The following is a 14,306-nucleotide window of genomic DNA, read 5'->3' on the forward strand; positions in this document are numbered from 1 at the left end:
AGCCCCGCATCTGCGGGGCTTTTTCCCTCACTCCAGACCGTCGCGGTCGCGGAAGCCCAACAGATATAGAATGCCATCCAGACCCAGGGTGGAAATCGCCTGCTTGGCCGATTGCTTGACCAGTGGCTTGGCGCGGAAAGCCACGCCCAGGCCAGCCAAGCCCAGCATCGGCAGGTCGTTGGCACCATCGCCCACGGCAATGGTCTGCTCCAGACGCAAGCCTTCCTGTTCGGCGAGCTGACGCAGCAGGTCAGCCTTGCGCTGGGCGTCGACGATGGGCTCCACTGCACGCCCCGTGACTTTGCCGTCGACTATTTCCAGCTCGTTGGCAAACACATAGTCGATGCCCAGCTTGGCCTGCAGCTGCTTGGCGAAGTAGGTAAAGCCGCCTGACAGAATGGCGGTCTTGTAGCCCAGACGCTTGAGCTCGGCGAACAGCACTTCGGCGCCCTCGGTCAGACGCAGCGAGGCGCCGATTTCCTCCAGCACACCCTCGGAAAGCCCCTGCAGCAGGGCCAGACGCTCCTTGAAGCTGGCGCGAAAATCCAGCTCGCCACGCATGGCCCGCTCGGTGATCTCGCTGACCTGCTCGCCAACGCCGGCCGCCTTGGCCAGCTCATCAATCACCTCGGCCTCGATCAGCGTCGAATCCATGTCAAACACGGCCAGACGGCGGTTACGACGGAACACCGAGTCACGCTGGAAAGCGATATCGACATTCAGTTCCTGGGCCACGCTGAGGAACTCGGCACGCAGGGCATCCACATCGGCCGGCTCGCCGCGCACCGAGAACTCGATGCAGCCCTTGCCCTGATCCGCCGGCATGTCCAGGCCCATGCGCCCGGAAAGACGATCGATATGGTCGATATTCAGCCCGTACTGGGCGGTGATGGCGCTGACCCGCTGCAACTGCTCGGCGCTAACCTTGCGGGTCAACAGGGTGACGATATAGCGGCTCTTGCCCTGTCCGCTGACCCACTGCTGGTAATCCGCCTCGGACACCGGAGTGAAACGCACCTGCTGGTCCAGCTTGTAAGCGGTGAACAGCACTTCCTTGAGCACCGACGAGCCCCGCTCGGTATGCGGAATCTCGACCAGAATGCCGAAGGACAGGGTGTCGTGGATCACCGCCTGACCGATGTCGAGAATATTCACCCCACCCTGAGCCAGGGCCCCGGTGATGGCCGCGGTCAGGCCCGGGCGATCTTCTCCGGTGATGTTGATCAGGACGATTTCGCGCAAGGCGTTCACTCCCATGCAGGCAAGGGGGCAGACGCCCCATGAAAAGGCGCACATTCTAACCGGATTCGCCCCGCCCAGGGCACGGGCGGCGCTTTGCCGCCCTGTATGCGCTGGGTATACTGCGCGGCAATTCCCGTCGAGAAGAGCCGCGCTCCCGTGAACCGGCCCGCCCAAGTCAAGCCTGACAATTTCTTCCTCCTGCTGTTCAACGCTCTGCGCCAGCGCCGCGTCCCGCTGGCGTTGCGCATTGCCAGCCACAGTCTCCTGCTGGTCGCCCTGGCGCTGGTGATCTATGCCTGGGTCATGGGTATGCAGTTCAAGCAGGCCATGCAGCAACAGGCCGACGCCCTGGGCCAAAGCCTGATTGTGCAGACGGCCGCCTCGGCCACCGAGTTGCTGGTGTCCAACGACATCCTCAGCCTGAATGTCCTGCTCAGCAATCTGGCGAAGAATCCGCTGGTGGCCCATGCGGCCATCTACAGCGTGGACAATCGCATCCTCGCCGAAGCCGGCTCGCGCCCGGCGCAGAGCCTGCTGGGCGAGGATGACGGGCTGTATTCGACCGTCATCAACTTCCAGGAAGTGATGGCCGGGCAACTGAGCATCAGCCTGGACATGCAGCAATTCCAGCAGCCGATGACCATCAGCCTGCAGAGCATGGGGCTGCTCAGCCTGATCCTCCTGGCCCTGGCCCTGTCACTCAGCCTGCGCCTGGGCCGGCATATCTCCACACCACTCATGCAGCTGCGCCTGTGGCTGCGCGACCCTGACGACCCTGCTCCGGGTGCCGGCCGCCAGGATGAGATCGGTGACCTGGCCCGCCAGCTGCAGGCCAAACTGGTGCCGGAAAAACCGGAGCCGGAAGTGCAGCTCGAGGAAGAAGAGGATCACTTCGATCCCGAACCGGACTTCCACGAAGAGGAAGACGCGGAACCGGGCTTCGCCATGCCCGACCTGCATGCGGCAGATGAGGACAACTTCAACGAGCCTCACCAGTACCGCAAGCCCAGTCCGCAGCCCGAGGCGGACGACCCCTTTGCCGACCTGCGCGACTTGCAGGAGCTGCAAGATCAGTACACCGCGGCACCTACGCCAGCGCTTCCCGAGCCGGAAGCAGAGCATGAGCCGGAGCCCGAACAGCCGATCAGCAACGCCGTACTGGCCGTACAGCTGGGCGCCCAAGAACAACTGCGCCACCTGCCCCGTGCCCGCCTCATGGAGCTGCTGCAGCACTATCGCGACTGCCTGGAAAAGGCCGCAGCGCTGTATCAGGGCAAACTGTTCACCCTCAGCGACGGCAGCAGCCTGATCCTGTTCAGCAGTGCCAACAGCGACGAAGACTACCTGACCCATGCCCTGTGCTGCGGCGAACTGCTGCGTGCGCTCGGCCATGCCCTGCAGATCGAAGTGGCGGACAGCGGCATCACCCTGCAACTGCAACTGGGCCTGACCCGCAGCGATGAGGAGATCATCCCCAGCCAGGCCGAACTGCTGCTCAGCGAAGCCGCCCAGGCCGCCCTGGCACTGGCCCAGCACAGCCGCAACCTGCTGCTGGTGCAGCGCAGCGTGGCCGACGATCCGCTGCTGCGCCAGCGGGCACGCATCCGTGCCATCGCCAGTCCGGAAGGTGCCAGCTGTGTCGAACGCCTGCTGGAGCCCTACCCTTCGCTGCTGGAGCGGCAACTGGCGCGCATGCACGAACACTCGTGAGCACGCTGCCCAGTCTACGAATCTGCGGCCTGATGTGACGCGACCGCCCTGGGGCTGATCTTGGGGCCCCGCAGGCTGGGTAGAGTCCGCGAAAACTAGCGTTTATTGCCGTCCGCCGCTGGGTTTCGGCGCTAGGCGCCTCTACCCAGCGAATCCACGGCCTAATGCGGTGTGGCACTAGGCGGCCTGATTGGCCTATCTGTTAACGCGCCGGCAACAGACGCTCTAGCCCCGACAGCAAGCGCGCCAGCGCACCCTGGTTGGCGCGCAGCACGCCCAAGCCAGCGTCGGCCATGCTGGTCGCCACTTGCGGTTCGGCGAACAGATGACGCAATACGGCATGCAGCTGCTCGGCATCCGCCACTTCAAGCAGATCCCCCGCCTCACGCAGCTGGTTGGCGATTTCCAGGAAATTGAACAGGTGCGGCCCACTCAGAAGCGGCTTGCCCAGTGCCGCCGGCTCCAGCAGGTTGTGCCCGCCGTTGGCCACCAGGCTGCCGCCGACGAACGCCAGGTCGGCCAGGGCGTATAGGAACAGCAACTCGCCCAGGGTATCGCCCAGCAACACCTGAGTACCGAAAGCAACCGGCTCGTCTATTGAACGGCGCACCGTGACAAAGCCATCACGCCGGCACAGCTCATAAACATCGGCGAAACGCTCCGGATGACGCGGCACCAGGATCAGCAAGGCATCGGCATGCTCACCCAGCAACTGGCGATGGGCCGCCAGAATCACTTCGTCCTCGCCAGCGTGGGTACTGGCCGCGATCCACATCGGCCGCTGCGCCGCGCCCCACTCGGCGCGCAACTCGGCAGCACGGACGGGAAGCTGCGGATCGACGCTGAGATCGAACTTGATCGAGCCGGTGACCTCGATGCATTCGTTACGCGCCCCCAATTGACGGAAACGCTCGGCCTCGGCCTGGGTCTGTACGGCGATCAGGCTCAGTTCGGCCAGCATCGGCGCCGTCAATCTGGCGAACCGCGCATAGCCACGCGCCGAGCGCTCGGACAGCCGTGCGTTGGCCAGCACCACAGGCACCCCGCGGCGATGGCAGGCATGGATATGGTTGGGCCATAGTTCGGTTTCCATCACCACCGCCAGGCACGGCTGCAGACGCGCCTGAAAGCGCGCGCAAGCCCAGGGCAGGTCGTAAGGCAGATAGCAATGCTGGATGCGCGAACCGAACAGCGCCTGGATACGCTCCGAGCCGGTCGGGGTCATACAGGTGACGGTGATCGGCAGTTCGGGGTGACGGGCCAGCAGCTCGCGAATCAGTGGCGCCGCGGCGATACTCTCGCCCAGCGACACGGCATGAATCCAGATACCGCCCTGACGCAGCGGCGGCAGGCCGAAGGCGAAGCGCTCGCCAATGCGCCGCCCATAGGCCGGTGCGAGCCAGGCCCGCCACAGCAGGCGCAGAAAAATGAACGGCAAGGCCAGGTGCAAAATCAGGCTATAGAGGGTTCTGTTCATGGGCGCGCAGCTTATCAGTCCATCGCCTGCAGGTGTTCGGCAAAGGCCTTGGCCAGCCATAGCGCCGCCGGTCCCGGCGCCTCATCACGCCGGCAAACCAACTCCACGACCAGTGGCGGCGGAGTCCAGTCGCAACGCAGCTCGACCAGCTGCGCCTGATAGGTCGGGTACTGGGCCACATGGCGCGGCAACCAGGCCCAGCCCAGATTGCGCATGAGCAATTCGGCCATGACGTAGAAGCTGTCGGCCCGCCAGACCGACGGGCTGATCTGCTCGCCACCGGGGTAATGACTGCCCTGCGGCGCCATCAGCAGCTGCCGATGACGCGCCAATTCGCGCCGCTGCAGCGGGCCAGCAGACGCCAGCGGATGCCCGGCACCACACACGGTGACCATCTCGATGGTGCCCAGGCGCTGGCGCTCCAGCTCGGCGGGCATCTGCTCATGGTGAAACAGCAGGCCCAGGTCGGCGCGACGCTCCAGCAGCTTGCGCGCCACATCCCCCTGGGCGCCGCTGGCCAGCTGCACTTCCAGCAGCGGAAACGCCTGAGCCAGAGCCTCCAGGCTATCAAGCACGGGCTGATAGGGCATCGCTTCGTCCTGGGCCAGGCGCAGGCATTCTTCCTCACCACGGACCAGGCCCTGGGCCCGCGCCTCCAGGCGCTCGCCCTGGCGCAACAGCTCACGCGCCTCCTCCAGCAATGCACTGCCAGCACGGGTCAGACGCGGCTGGCGTCCGCTGCTGCGCTCGAACAGCACAACCCCGAGGTCGGCCTCCAGCATAGCGATGGCACTGCTCACCGCCGACTGCGCACGGCGCATGTCTCGCGCCACCGCCGAAAAGGACTGCCCCTCGGCAACGCCGACGAAGAGGCGGATTTGCTCAAGACTCCATTGCATACCTATCTCCATAACAGATAGGTAATGACTTTATCCCATCACTCCGAAATCTAGAATGGTGCCGCTCAGCCAGGAGTCATGACATGCACGGCTATTTCTATCTCGCCATCGCCATCACCGCAGAGGTGATCGCCACCACCTCGATGAAAGCCCTGGACGGCTTCAACAAACCACTGCCACTGCTGCTGGTGGTGCTGGGCTACGGACTCTCGTTCTGGATGCTCAGTCTGGTGGTCAAGACCATCCCGGTCGGCGTCGCCTATGCCGTGTGGGCGGGCCTGGGCATCGTCCTGGTGAGCATTGCCGCCACCGTGCTGTACCAGCAGCGCCTGGACCTGCCCGCCATGCTCGGCATGGCCCTGATCGTCGCCGGCGTGGTGGTGATCCAGTTGTTCTCGCAGAGCGTCGGCCACTGATCGACCGGGCCAGGGCAGGCGCGCGTTATACTGCGCGCCTGTTCAGATGCGAGCCTTATTCATGTCCCAAGCCCTCAGCACCGATGTCCTGATCGTCGGCGGCGGTATCGCCGGCCTCTGGCTCAACGCCCGCCTGCGCAAGCTAGGCTACTCCACCGTCCTGGTGGAGAACGCCAGCCTCGGCGGCGGGCAGAGCGTGAAGTCCCAGGGCATCATCCACGGCGGCGCCAAGTACGCCCTGCATGGTGCGCTGACCGGCGCCTCCGAGGCCATCGCCGACATGCCGCGACGCTGGCGCGAGGCACTGGACGGCAGTGGCGAGCTGGATCTGCGCGGCGTGCGCCTGCTGTCCGAGGCGCACTACCTCTGGTCACCCGGAAGCCTGGCCGGCAACCTCACCAGTTTCTTCGCCAGCAAGGCGGTGCGTGGCCGCGTCGACCAGGTCAAGGGCGAGCAACTGCCTCCCGCCCTGCAACACCCCAAGTTCAAGGGCAAGGTCTACCGCCTGGCTGAACTGGTGCTCGACGTGCCCAGCCTGATCTCACGCCTGGCCGAACTGGCCGCAGACAGCCTGCTGCACGGCCGCGAAATCAGCGCGCTACGCGAGAACGATGAATTGGCCGGCCTGCTGGTGGACGGCCGGGAAATCCGCGCCCAGCGCATCGTGCTCGGCGCCGGCGCCGGTAACGCCGCCCTGCTCGCCACACTGGACGTACAACAACCACAGCAGCAGCTGCGCCCGCTGCACATGGTGCTGGTCAAGGGGCCGGGCCTGAAACCGCTCTATGCGCACTGCCTGGGCGGCGGGCCCAAGCCACGGGTCACCGTCACCAGCCACCCAGCGGCCGATGGTCAGTGGGTCTGGTACCTCGGCGGCGACATCGCCGAAGCCGACGGCGTGGCCCGCGACGAAACCGCGCAGATTCGCGCTGCCCAGCAGGAACTGGGCCAGCTGCTGCCGTGGATCGATCTCAGCACCGCACGCTGGGCCTGCCTGCGGGTCGACCGCGCCGAACCGGCACAATCCGGCCTGGTGCGCCCGGACAACGCCTTCCTCGCAGTCCAGGGCCGCCTCCTGGTGGGCTGGCCAACCAAGCTTGCGCTTTCGCCGGACTTCAGCGACCGGGTCATCGCCGCCCTGCAGCGCGACGGCATCCAGCCAGCGGCAACCGCAGCATTGCCAGAACTGCCGCGCCCACCACTGGCGCAGCCGGTCTGGGAGGAACTGCTGCCATGAGCCTGCACGACCTGCACCGCCCGCTGGGCGACAGCGGCCTGATCGTCTCGCCGCTGGGCCTGGGCACCGTCAAGCTGGGACGTGACCAGGGCGTGAAGTACCCCAACGGTTTCACCATCCCCGATGATGCCGCCGCCCGCGCCCTGCTTGACCAGGCCCGCGCACTCGGCATCAACCTGATCGACACCGCGCCGGCCTATGGCGTCAGCGAGCAGCGTCTGGGCCCGCTGTTGCGCGGTCAGCGCCAGGACTGGGTGATCGTCAGCAAGGTCGGCGAGGAGTTCGACAGCGGCCAATCCAGCTTCGACTTTTCCCCGGCACATGCGCGCCTGTCCCTGGAGCGCAGCCTCAGGCGCCTGGAAACCGAGCATATCGACCTGCTGCTGGTGCACTCGGACGGCAACGACGTCGCCATCCTGCGCGACAGCGGGCTCTACGAAACCCTGGCGGAGTTCAAGCGCGAGGGTAAAATCCGCGCCTTCGGCCTCTCCGGCAAGACGGTCGAAGGTGGTCTGCTGGCCCTGCAGCGCGGCGACTGCGCGATGGTCACCTATAACCTCGCCGAACAGGGCGAGAAGCCGGTGCTCGACTACGCGGCTGCCCACGGCAAGGGCATCCTGATCAAGAAGGCCCTGGCCAGCGGCCACGCCGTACTGCGCGAAGGGCAGGACCCGATCCAGGCCAGCTTCGAGTTGTTGTTCAGCCACCCCGGCGTCAGCAGCGCCATCGTCGGCACCATCAACCCGCAACATCTTGCGGCAAACGTCGCGGCCGCCGCCGCGGCGATACGCGACTAAACTGCAAGGCTCCGACCCGCCGCCTGCACCGGGCGGCCCCGACCGAGGAGCCGATATGTCGAGACTGCTGGCGCGCAAGGACCCTACGGCATTCAAGACCCTGCCACTCTATGTGGAGGCTGATCGCGAGCGCCTGCACTACCGCAGCCTCGGCCTGCCGCTGAACTTCAGCCAGATGCTCGAGCGCCGCCGTGGTATCGCCATCAATGACGCGCAGCACTTCGCCGTGGAGCTGGCTAACCTGGGCGTCTCGGTGCGGCTGACCCTCAATTGGCAGGGCCGCGATTACTGGCTGGTGGTGCGCCAGCGCCGCCCCGACCGTGGCGATGTAGTGCTCAAGCTGATCTCCGGCTATGTACCGGCCCACGAACTCAACCTGCCGCTGCTCACCGCCATTCAGGAGGTTGCCGAGGAGTGTCTGATCGAGAGCGAAGGCAGCTGGCTGACCGGCCGTTTCGCCGACACCTGGCTGCCGGCGCCCTACCAGAACGCCCTGCGCTACCGCGACAGCAGTCATTTTCGCCTCAGCCCCTTGTCGGGTGCCGCGCGCCCGGTGCACTGCGGCAACCTGACCCTGCTGGAGCGGCCCAGGGCCTACGTGCACCTGCCCACCGCCTCGCTGCAACTGGTCTACGACCTGCGCCTGGAGCTGCCCGAAGATTGCCGCCAGCCCAGCCTGTTCCATGTCGACGAGCGCCTGGAGGAACAGCAACTGGTAGCCCGTCTGGAGCGCCGCCGCCCGGACCTCTACCTGCTGCCGCTCAGCAGTGGCTTGCCCAGTGGCGAGCTGCTGCACCTGCAGCAGGGCGAACTACGCCCGGCCAGCACACGCGGACTGTGGTTGTCGGAAAGTTTCGCCGCTCAGGACGGCTGGCTGGTGCGTGATGAACGCATCCGCTGGAAAGACTGGCTGGCCGGACTGGAACGTCCGGCCAGCAAACCGGGGCGGCGCGCCGGCTGAAGCTATTTGCTGCGGATCTTCTCGACGATAGCGGTGGTCGAGCTGTTTTCCACCAGCCCCAGCACCCGCACTTCGCCGCCGTAAGCTCGAACGATATCGGCGCCGACCACCTGGTCGATGCCGTAATCGCCGCCCTTGACCAGCACATCCGGCTGGATCGCACGCAGCAGGTTTTCCGGGGTGTCCTCGCTGAAGCTCACCACCCAGTCCACCGCGCCGAGTCCGGCCAGCACGGCCATGCGCCGATCCACCGAATTGATCGGCCGGCCCGGTCCCTTGAGGCGCGACACCGAAGCGTCATCGTTGACCGCCAGCACCAGGCGATCGCCCTGGGCACGGGCCTGCTCCAGATAGGTGACATGGCCGGCATGCAGGATGTCGAAACAACCATTGGTGAAGACGATCTTCTCGCCATGGGCACGGGCGTCCTCAATGGCCACCAGCAGTTGCTCCAGGCCCAGCACGCCGCGCTCGGACCCCTGCTCACGCTGCACCGCACGACGCAGCTCCGGCGCGCTGATGGCGGCGGTACCCAGCTTGCCTACGACGATGCCAGCGGCGAGGTTGGCCAGGGCCACGGCCTGTGGCAGCTCTTCGCCGGCGGCGATGGAAGCGGCCAGGGTGGAAATCACGGTGTCACCGGCGCCGGTCACATCGAACACTTCGCGGGCACGGGCTGGCAGGTGTAGCGGCGCATGCTCGGGGCGCAGCAGGGTCATGCCGTGTTCGCCACGGGTCACCAGCAGCGCGCCCAGCTCCAGCTCGGCCATCAGCTTAGCGCCCTTGGCCACCAGATCGGCCTCATCGGCACAGTGGCCGACAATGGTCTCGAACTCGCTGAGGTTGGGGGTGATCAGGCTGGCACCGCGGTAGATGGAGAAATCCTTGCCCTTGGGATCGGCCAGCACCGGAATTCCCTTGGCCCGCGCCAGCTGCACCAGGGCCTGGTGATTCTTCAGCGCACCTTTGCCGTAGTCGGACAGCACCATCACCTTGACGCCATCGAGCAGGCGTTCGACATCCACGGCCAGAGCCGCAGCGTCGGTGTTGAAAGGCTCTTCGAAGTCCATGCGCAGCAGTTGCTGGTGACGGCTCATCACCCGCAGCTTGACGATGGTCGGCTGAGTCTCGATACGCTGAAAATGGGCGCTGACACCCGCCGCAGCCAGGCTGTCAGTCAGACTATCGGCCGCTTCGTCCTCGCCGGTCACGCCCACCAGCAGCGCCGGTGCACCGAGGGCAGCAATGTTCAGCGCCACGTTGGCCGCACCACCGGGACGATCCTCGATCTGCTCGACCTTGACCACCGGCACCGGGGCCTCGGGAGAAATCCGCGACGTGCCGCCATGCCAGTAACGGTCGAGCATGACATCGCCCACCACCAGAACGGGGGCTTGATCGTAACGGGGCATGGAAAGCTTCATTGCGGCTCCGGGCAGCGGAAAAACGGCGGCGATGATAGCACAGCCGCCCACTCGCCCCAGGCGAGCGGGCAGTAAGCACTAGGCATCCTGCTCCAGCGGTGTGGGCTCGTCGACATCCTCGAATTGCTTGGCATGCAAGCGGGCGTAGTAGCCGTTGAGCGCCAGCAGCTCGGCGTGGCTGCCACGCTCGACGATCTGCCCCTGGTCCATCACAAGAATCAGGTCGGCCTTCTCGATAGTCGACAGACGGTGGGCAATGACCAGAGTAGTCCGACCACGCATCACCTGATCCAGCGCAGCCTGGATATGCCGCTCGGACTCGGTGTCCAGCGCCGAAGTCGCCTCATCGAGAATCAGCAACGGCGCGTTCTTCAGCAACGCCCGGGCAATGGCCAGGCGCTGGCGCTGGCCACCGGAGAGCAGCACACCGTTCTCGCCAACCAGGGTGTCATAGCCCTGCGGCAACTTGTCGATGAACTCGGCGGCATAGGCGGCCTCGGCGGCCTGACGCACCTGCTCGAAGGGAGCGCCAGCGAGATCACCATAAGCGATGTTATTGGTCACGCTGTCGTTGAACAGGGTGACGTGCTGGGTGACCAGGGCGATGTGCTGACGCAGATTGCGCAGGGTGAAATCCTCGACATCCAGATCGTCCAGCAGAATCTGCCCATGCTCATGGTGATAGAAACGCGGGATCAGACTGGCCAGGGTCGACTTGCCACTGCCGGAACGCCCCACCAGGGCGATCATCTGCCCAGGCTCGGCGACGAAGGAAATATCCTTCAGAACCGGCTTCTCGGCCCCGGGATACTGGAAGCTCAGGTTACGCACCTCCAGACGACCACTGACCCGCTCGCGCTCCTGCGTGCCACGATCGATCTCGGGAGCCTCATCCAGCTGCTCGAAGATACTTTCCGCGCCGGCTACACCCTTCTGAATGGTCGAGCTGACTTCGGACAGCTGACGAATCGGTTTGGGTAACAACCCCGCCAATGTGATGTAGGCCACCAGATCCCCGGTCGATGCATCCCCGCGCAGCAGCAACACCAGGAACATCAGAACAGCCATAGCGCTGTATATCACCAGCTGCAGGCTGGGGGTATAGATGGCGCTGGTCTTGACCATGCGCAGCTGTTTGGCCTTGTTATCGTCGGCCGCCTTGAAAAAACGCTGACGCTCGTAGGCCTCACCACCAAAGCTGCGCACCACCCGGTAACTCTGGATGGTTTCCGATGCCACATGGGTCACATCCCCCATGGCTACCTGGATCTTCTTGCTCTGCTTGCGGAATTTCTTGCTGGCACTGCCCACCATCAGGCCGATCACCGGCAGGATCGCCAGCATGACCATGGTCAGTTTCCAGTTCATCCACAGCAGGCTGGCGAAGAGAAACAGCACAGTCATACCCTCGCGCACCACCACCTTGATCGCATCGGTGGCGGCCCCGGTGACCATGGTCACGTTGTAGGTGATGCGCGAGATCAGGTGGCCTGAGTTGTGGTTATCGAAATAACGGTTGGGCAGGGTCAGCAGATTGTTGAACAAGGCGATGCGCAGATCCTGTACCAAGCCCATGGAGACCTTGGCCAGATAGAAGTTGCCCAGAAACGAGCCAACTCCCTGCCACAGTGCGATCACCACGATCAGCAGCGGCACAGCCTGTAAAAGCGGCAGTCCAGCCAGCCACGGCAGGTACTTGAGCAGCCAGGGCACCTCGGCGAACAACCCTGCCGCCGGATTGCTAAGCCCGTCGACGAAGAACTTCAACATGTAACCCAACATGGGCTGGGTCGATGCAAAAATCAGGAAACCAAGGATGCTGATGGCAAACAGCCCCCAGTAAGGCACCACATATTTCAACAGCCGCAGGTAAACCCTAAGGCTTGATTGCTGGGTAGAATTGGCCATTCGGCAGCCTCGTACGACTGGCTAGAGGAACAAGATGCGGATTGTAACAGCGCGGGAACTGGAAAGCTGGCTGACGAGTGGCCAGGTTCTGGAGCGGGATACCCGCGGCCCCAAAGTAGTGGCCCTACCCGATGGTCGCTTCCTGAAGATCTTCCACACCCGCCGCACAGCGCTGCAGTCACGACTGTGGCCAGCCGCTCGGCGCTTTCTCCACAACACCGAGCGGCTGCGCGCGCGGGGCGTTGCCACCCCTGGCATCAGCGAGATTTTCTGGCTGAATCGCGACAAAGGACTCAGTGCCTGTCTCTATACCCCCCTACCGGGGGAGTCGCTAGAAAAACTGCTGCACGATGATGCCCCAAAGCTTGAACTGGAGCTGCCGGCACTGGCGACCTTCATCCGCCACCTGCACAGCCAGGGCATCTATTTCCGCTCCCTGCATCTGGGCAACATACTGCTTATCGCACCCGGCCGGTTCGGACTAATTGACGTGCTGGATCTACGTTGCTACCCGTTTCCGCTGAACCGCGGCCTGGTTCGTCGCAACTTCGAACACCTACGCAGCTACCTGCAGCGGCGCAAGCTGGAACACTTCCCCCTCGACCGACTGCTGGCGCTATACCAGACAAGCCTGTGAGATCCAACCGCGCAGGGCAATGACCGGGAGGTAGCGCTGCAGGCGCACCCGGCCCCCAGCCTCCCAGGAAACTGTCGCACACCTCTGGCCAAGCGACTTAACCACGACTTGCCACGTCCATCCCGCTAGGTGCCGGCGCATAGGTGTCGCGCCAGCGCCTTAACGCCCCTCGCTCCCCCCACGCGCCGAAAAAGGCGCCGATCGGCAACACCCACTCTCGCCGCCCTTGTTTGGCATCGAAGCCATGCGCCAGCAATACCCGAATGTCATCATTGACGTTGACCAGCTCAGAGAGCTTCGTCGGATCGAAGGACGTGGACTGGTAATAATCCAACATTGATCTGAGCAGCTAATGTCCCGCCTCGATCCCTATGATGGAAGTTGCGAACCGCTGCCGGTCTTCGAGGCCTATCAATAGGGCCGAATCAAGCAATTTATCGAAGCGCGCGAGCACTTCAACGTCGACCTCCATGGAGTGATGGGACGCAGGATCGAAACTGCGCCTATCCCAAAGGATCAGCTCATAATTCGGCAGATGGTAACGCCAGGAGGCCAGATACAGACGCGCCTCCGGGGGCAGCGGACGACCACCGAACCCGTAGAAGTGAATACCCTCAGGGATCAAGCGCGCCGCCTTAGAAAGAAGGCTTCGGGCGAACCTCTCAGAGATGGGACCGGATCCACACCAAGCTGTTGGCGCATCTCGCTGACACGCTCATGAAGCTGAACCACCCGCTACTGGAATAACCTATCCGCACTCAGCTGGCCCGACTCAAGAGCAAGCGCTCTCAGCTTGGCCTCAAGCACCGGCTGCGCCAGTGCCAGCGGCCAGTCCGGCGGAGTCAGGCTGCGCCACTTGCGCTTACCCACTCCGCGCCGCCATAACCAGGCCTTCAGCGAATTACCCGCATGGTGGGGCAGGCCCATGCACGCTCCATGGCGTGAAACATCATAGCCCCCCTGCAGCCGGTGGAGGCTCAGAGATAGATCGAACGCCAGAACCAGTCCTGCCACTTGTCCTCTGCGCACTGCCGCCCAAAGCTGAAAGCCACCCAGGGTTTGCGCAGAATGTCGGCGAGAATCGCGCCATGCATGACCTTGGAGGGCAACAACCGGGCACCGCACAAAGCCCGCATAAAGGCACGTACCGGCATCAAGGGTGACAGAAACCTCAGCCCCCCGACTGCAGAGCTGCTCCCAGTCGACCAGGCGCAACGAAAGATGGTGCGGGACGAGCACCACATCACCAGCATCGACCGAACATCAACCAGACCAATCCAGGAGTAGCCAGCAGATGGGCCGCATCGGCCACAGCCCTATCATCCACCAGCTCCATTGCGCGTGCGCTCAAGGGCTCGCGAAGCGCATGCCAATGCCAGCGCGAATCAACCCTGGTAGCTCAAGTACCCAACACATGCATGGCCGAGGCATCACACAGACGCTCGCAGAAGTGCTGATTGAGAAGTGTTTCTAGCCCAGCAGCACCTGCATAGCGGACACACTTCCTGTATCTCCAAGCAGCACGGGCCAGAGCCAACCGTTGAGGTCGTCCACCACATTTTCGCTGCCAGCCGGGTAGATCACTTGCATCTTGTACT

13 protein-coding genes are annotated in these 14,306 nt (G+C 64.1%); 6 read left to right on the forward strand and 7 right to left on the reverse strand.

Annotated features, from left to right (window positions below; all coding sequences use genetic code 11):
• Positions 1-27: 27 nt before the first annotated feature.
• Positions 28-1,242: a phosphoserine phosphatase SerB gene (gene serB, locus P7A97_RS16235; protein WP_277691059.1), complete on the reverse strand. Its 1,215-nt coding sequence runs from the start codon at positions 1,240-1,242 to the stop codon at positions 28-30.
• 156 nt (positions 1,243-1,398) lie between these two features.
• On the opposite strand from serB, the gene P7A97_RS16240 reads away from it, so the two are divergent.
• Positions 1,399-2,952, forward strand: coding sequence for a histidine kinase (locus tag P7A97_RS16240; protein ID WP_277691060.1), 1,554 nt, complete (start codon positions 1,399-1,401; stop codon positions 2,950-2,952).
• A 202-nt stretch (positions 2,953-3,154) separates the two neighbouring features.
• Here P7A97_RS16240 and waaA read toward each other — a convergent pair whose 3' ends face one another.
• Together waaA and P7A97_RS16250 are read right to left on the reverse strand one after the other, a co-directional pair.
• Complete coding sequence (waaA, locus tag P7A97_RS16245; RefSeq protein ID WP_277691061.1) at positions 3,155-4,429, reverse strand: lipid IV(A) 3-deoxy-D-manno-octulosonic acid transferase; 1,275 nt, start codon at positions 4,427-4,429, stop codon at positions 3,155-3,157.
• A gap of 14 nt (positions 4,430-4,443) precedes the next feature.
• A complete protein-coding gene (locus tag P7A97_RS16250; RefSeq protein WP_277691062.1) occupies positions 4,444-5,328 on the reverse strand; it encodes a LysR family transcriptional regulator in 885 nt (294 codons plus the stop codon).
• Positions 5,329-5,411: 83 nt separating this feature from the next.
• Between P7A97_RS16250 and P7A97_RS16255 the strand changes: the two genes are divergently transcribed.
• The 4 genes from P7A97_RS16255 (at position 5,412) to P7A97_RS16270 (ending at position 8,739) form a co-directional block, all read left to right on the forward strand.
• Entirely contained in the window at positions 5,412-5,744 is a 333-nt protein-coding gene (locus P7A97_RS16255) for a multidrug efflux SMR transporter (protein ID WP_277691063.1), read from the forward strand.
• 61 nt (positions 5,745-5,805) lie between these two features.
• Positions 5,806-6,981, forward strand: a complete 1,176-nt coding sequence (locus tag P7A97_RS16260; RefSeq protein ID WP_277691064.1) for an FAD-dependent oxidoreductase — start codon at positions 5,806-5,808, stop codon at positions 6,979-6,981.
• Entirely contained in the window at positions 6,978-7,778 is an 801-nt protein-coding gene (locus P7A97_RS16265; protein ID WP_277691065.1) for an aldo/keto reductase, read from the forward strand. The genes P7A97_RS16260 and P7A97_RS16265 overlap by 4 nt, the downstream gene beginning before the upstream one ends.
• Before the next feature lie 55 nt (positions 7,779-7,833).
• Positions 7,834-8,739, forward strand: a complete 906-nt coding sequence (locus P7A97_RS16270; RefSeq protein ID WP_277691066.1) for a metal ABC transporter ATPase — start codon at positions 7,834-7,836, stop codon at positions 8,737-8,739.
• A 2-nt stretch (positions 8,740-8,741) separates the two neighbouring features.
• Here P7A97_RS16270 and hldE read toward each other — a convergent pair whose 3' ends face one another.
• Together hldE and msbA are read right to left on the reverse strand one after the other, a co-directional pair.
• Positions 8,742-10,163 (reverse strand): bifunctional D-glycero-beta-D-manno-heptose-7-phosphate kinase/D-glycero-beta-D-manno-heptose 1-phosphate adenylyltransferase HldE, encoded by a 1,422-nt coding sequence (hldE, locus tag P7A97_RS16275; protein ID WP_277691067.1) that lies wholly within the window; start codon positions 10,161-10,163, stop codon positions 8,742-8,744.
• A 78-nt stretch (positions 10,164-10,241) separates the two neighbouring features.
• Positions 10,242-12,071, reverse strand: coding sequence for a lipid A export permease/ATP-binding protein MsbA (gene msbA, locus P7A97_RS16280; RefSeq protein ID WP_277691068.1), 1,830 nt, complete (start codon positions 12,069-12,071; stop codon positions 10,242-10,244).
• 34 nt (positions 12,072-12,105) lie between these two features.
• Between msbA and P7A97_RS16285 the strand changes: the two genes are divergently transcribed.
• On the forward strand, positions 12,106-12,708 hold the full coding sequence (locus P7A97_RS16285) for a toluene tolerance protein (protein WP_277691069.1): 603 nt from the start codon (positions 12,106-12,108) through the stop codon (positions 12,706-12,708).
• 97 nt (positions 12,709-12,805) lie between these two features.
• Here the strand turns inward: P7A97_RS16285 and P7A97_RS16290 are convergent, their stop codons facing one another.
• Entirely contained in the window at positions 12,806-13,045 is a 240-nt protein-coding gene (locus P7A97_RS16290; RefSeq protein WP_277691070.1) for a hypothetical protein, read from the reverse strand.
• A 398-nt stretch (positions 13,046-13,443) separates the two neighbouring features.
• Positions 13,444-13,635: a hypothetical protein gene (locus tag P7A97_RS16295; protein ID WP_277691071.1), complete on the reverse strand. Its 192-nt coding sequence runs from the start codon at positions 13,633-13,635 to the stop codon at positions 13,444-13,446.
• Positions 13,636-14,306 lie beyond the last annotated feature (671 nt).

Origin of the sequence: Pseudomonas sp. GOM6, assembly GCF_029537485.1 — a bacterium.
Classification (GTDB): domain Bacteria; phylum Pseudomonadota; class Gammaproteobacteria; order Pseudomonadales; family Pseudomonadaceae; genus Aquipseudomonas.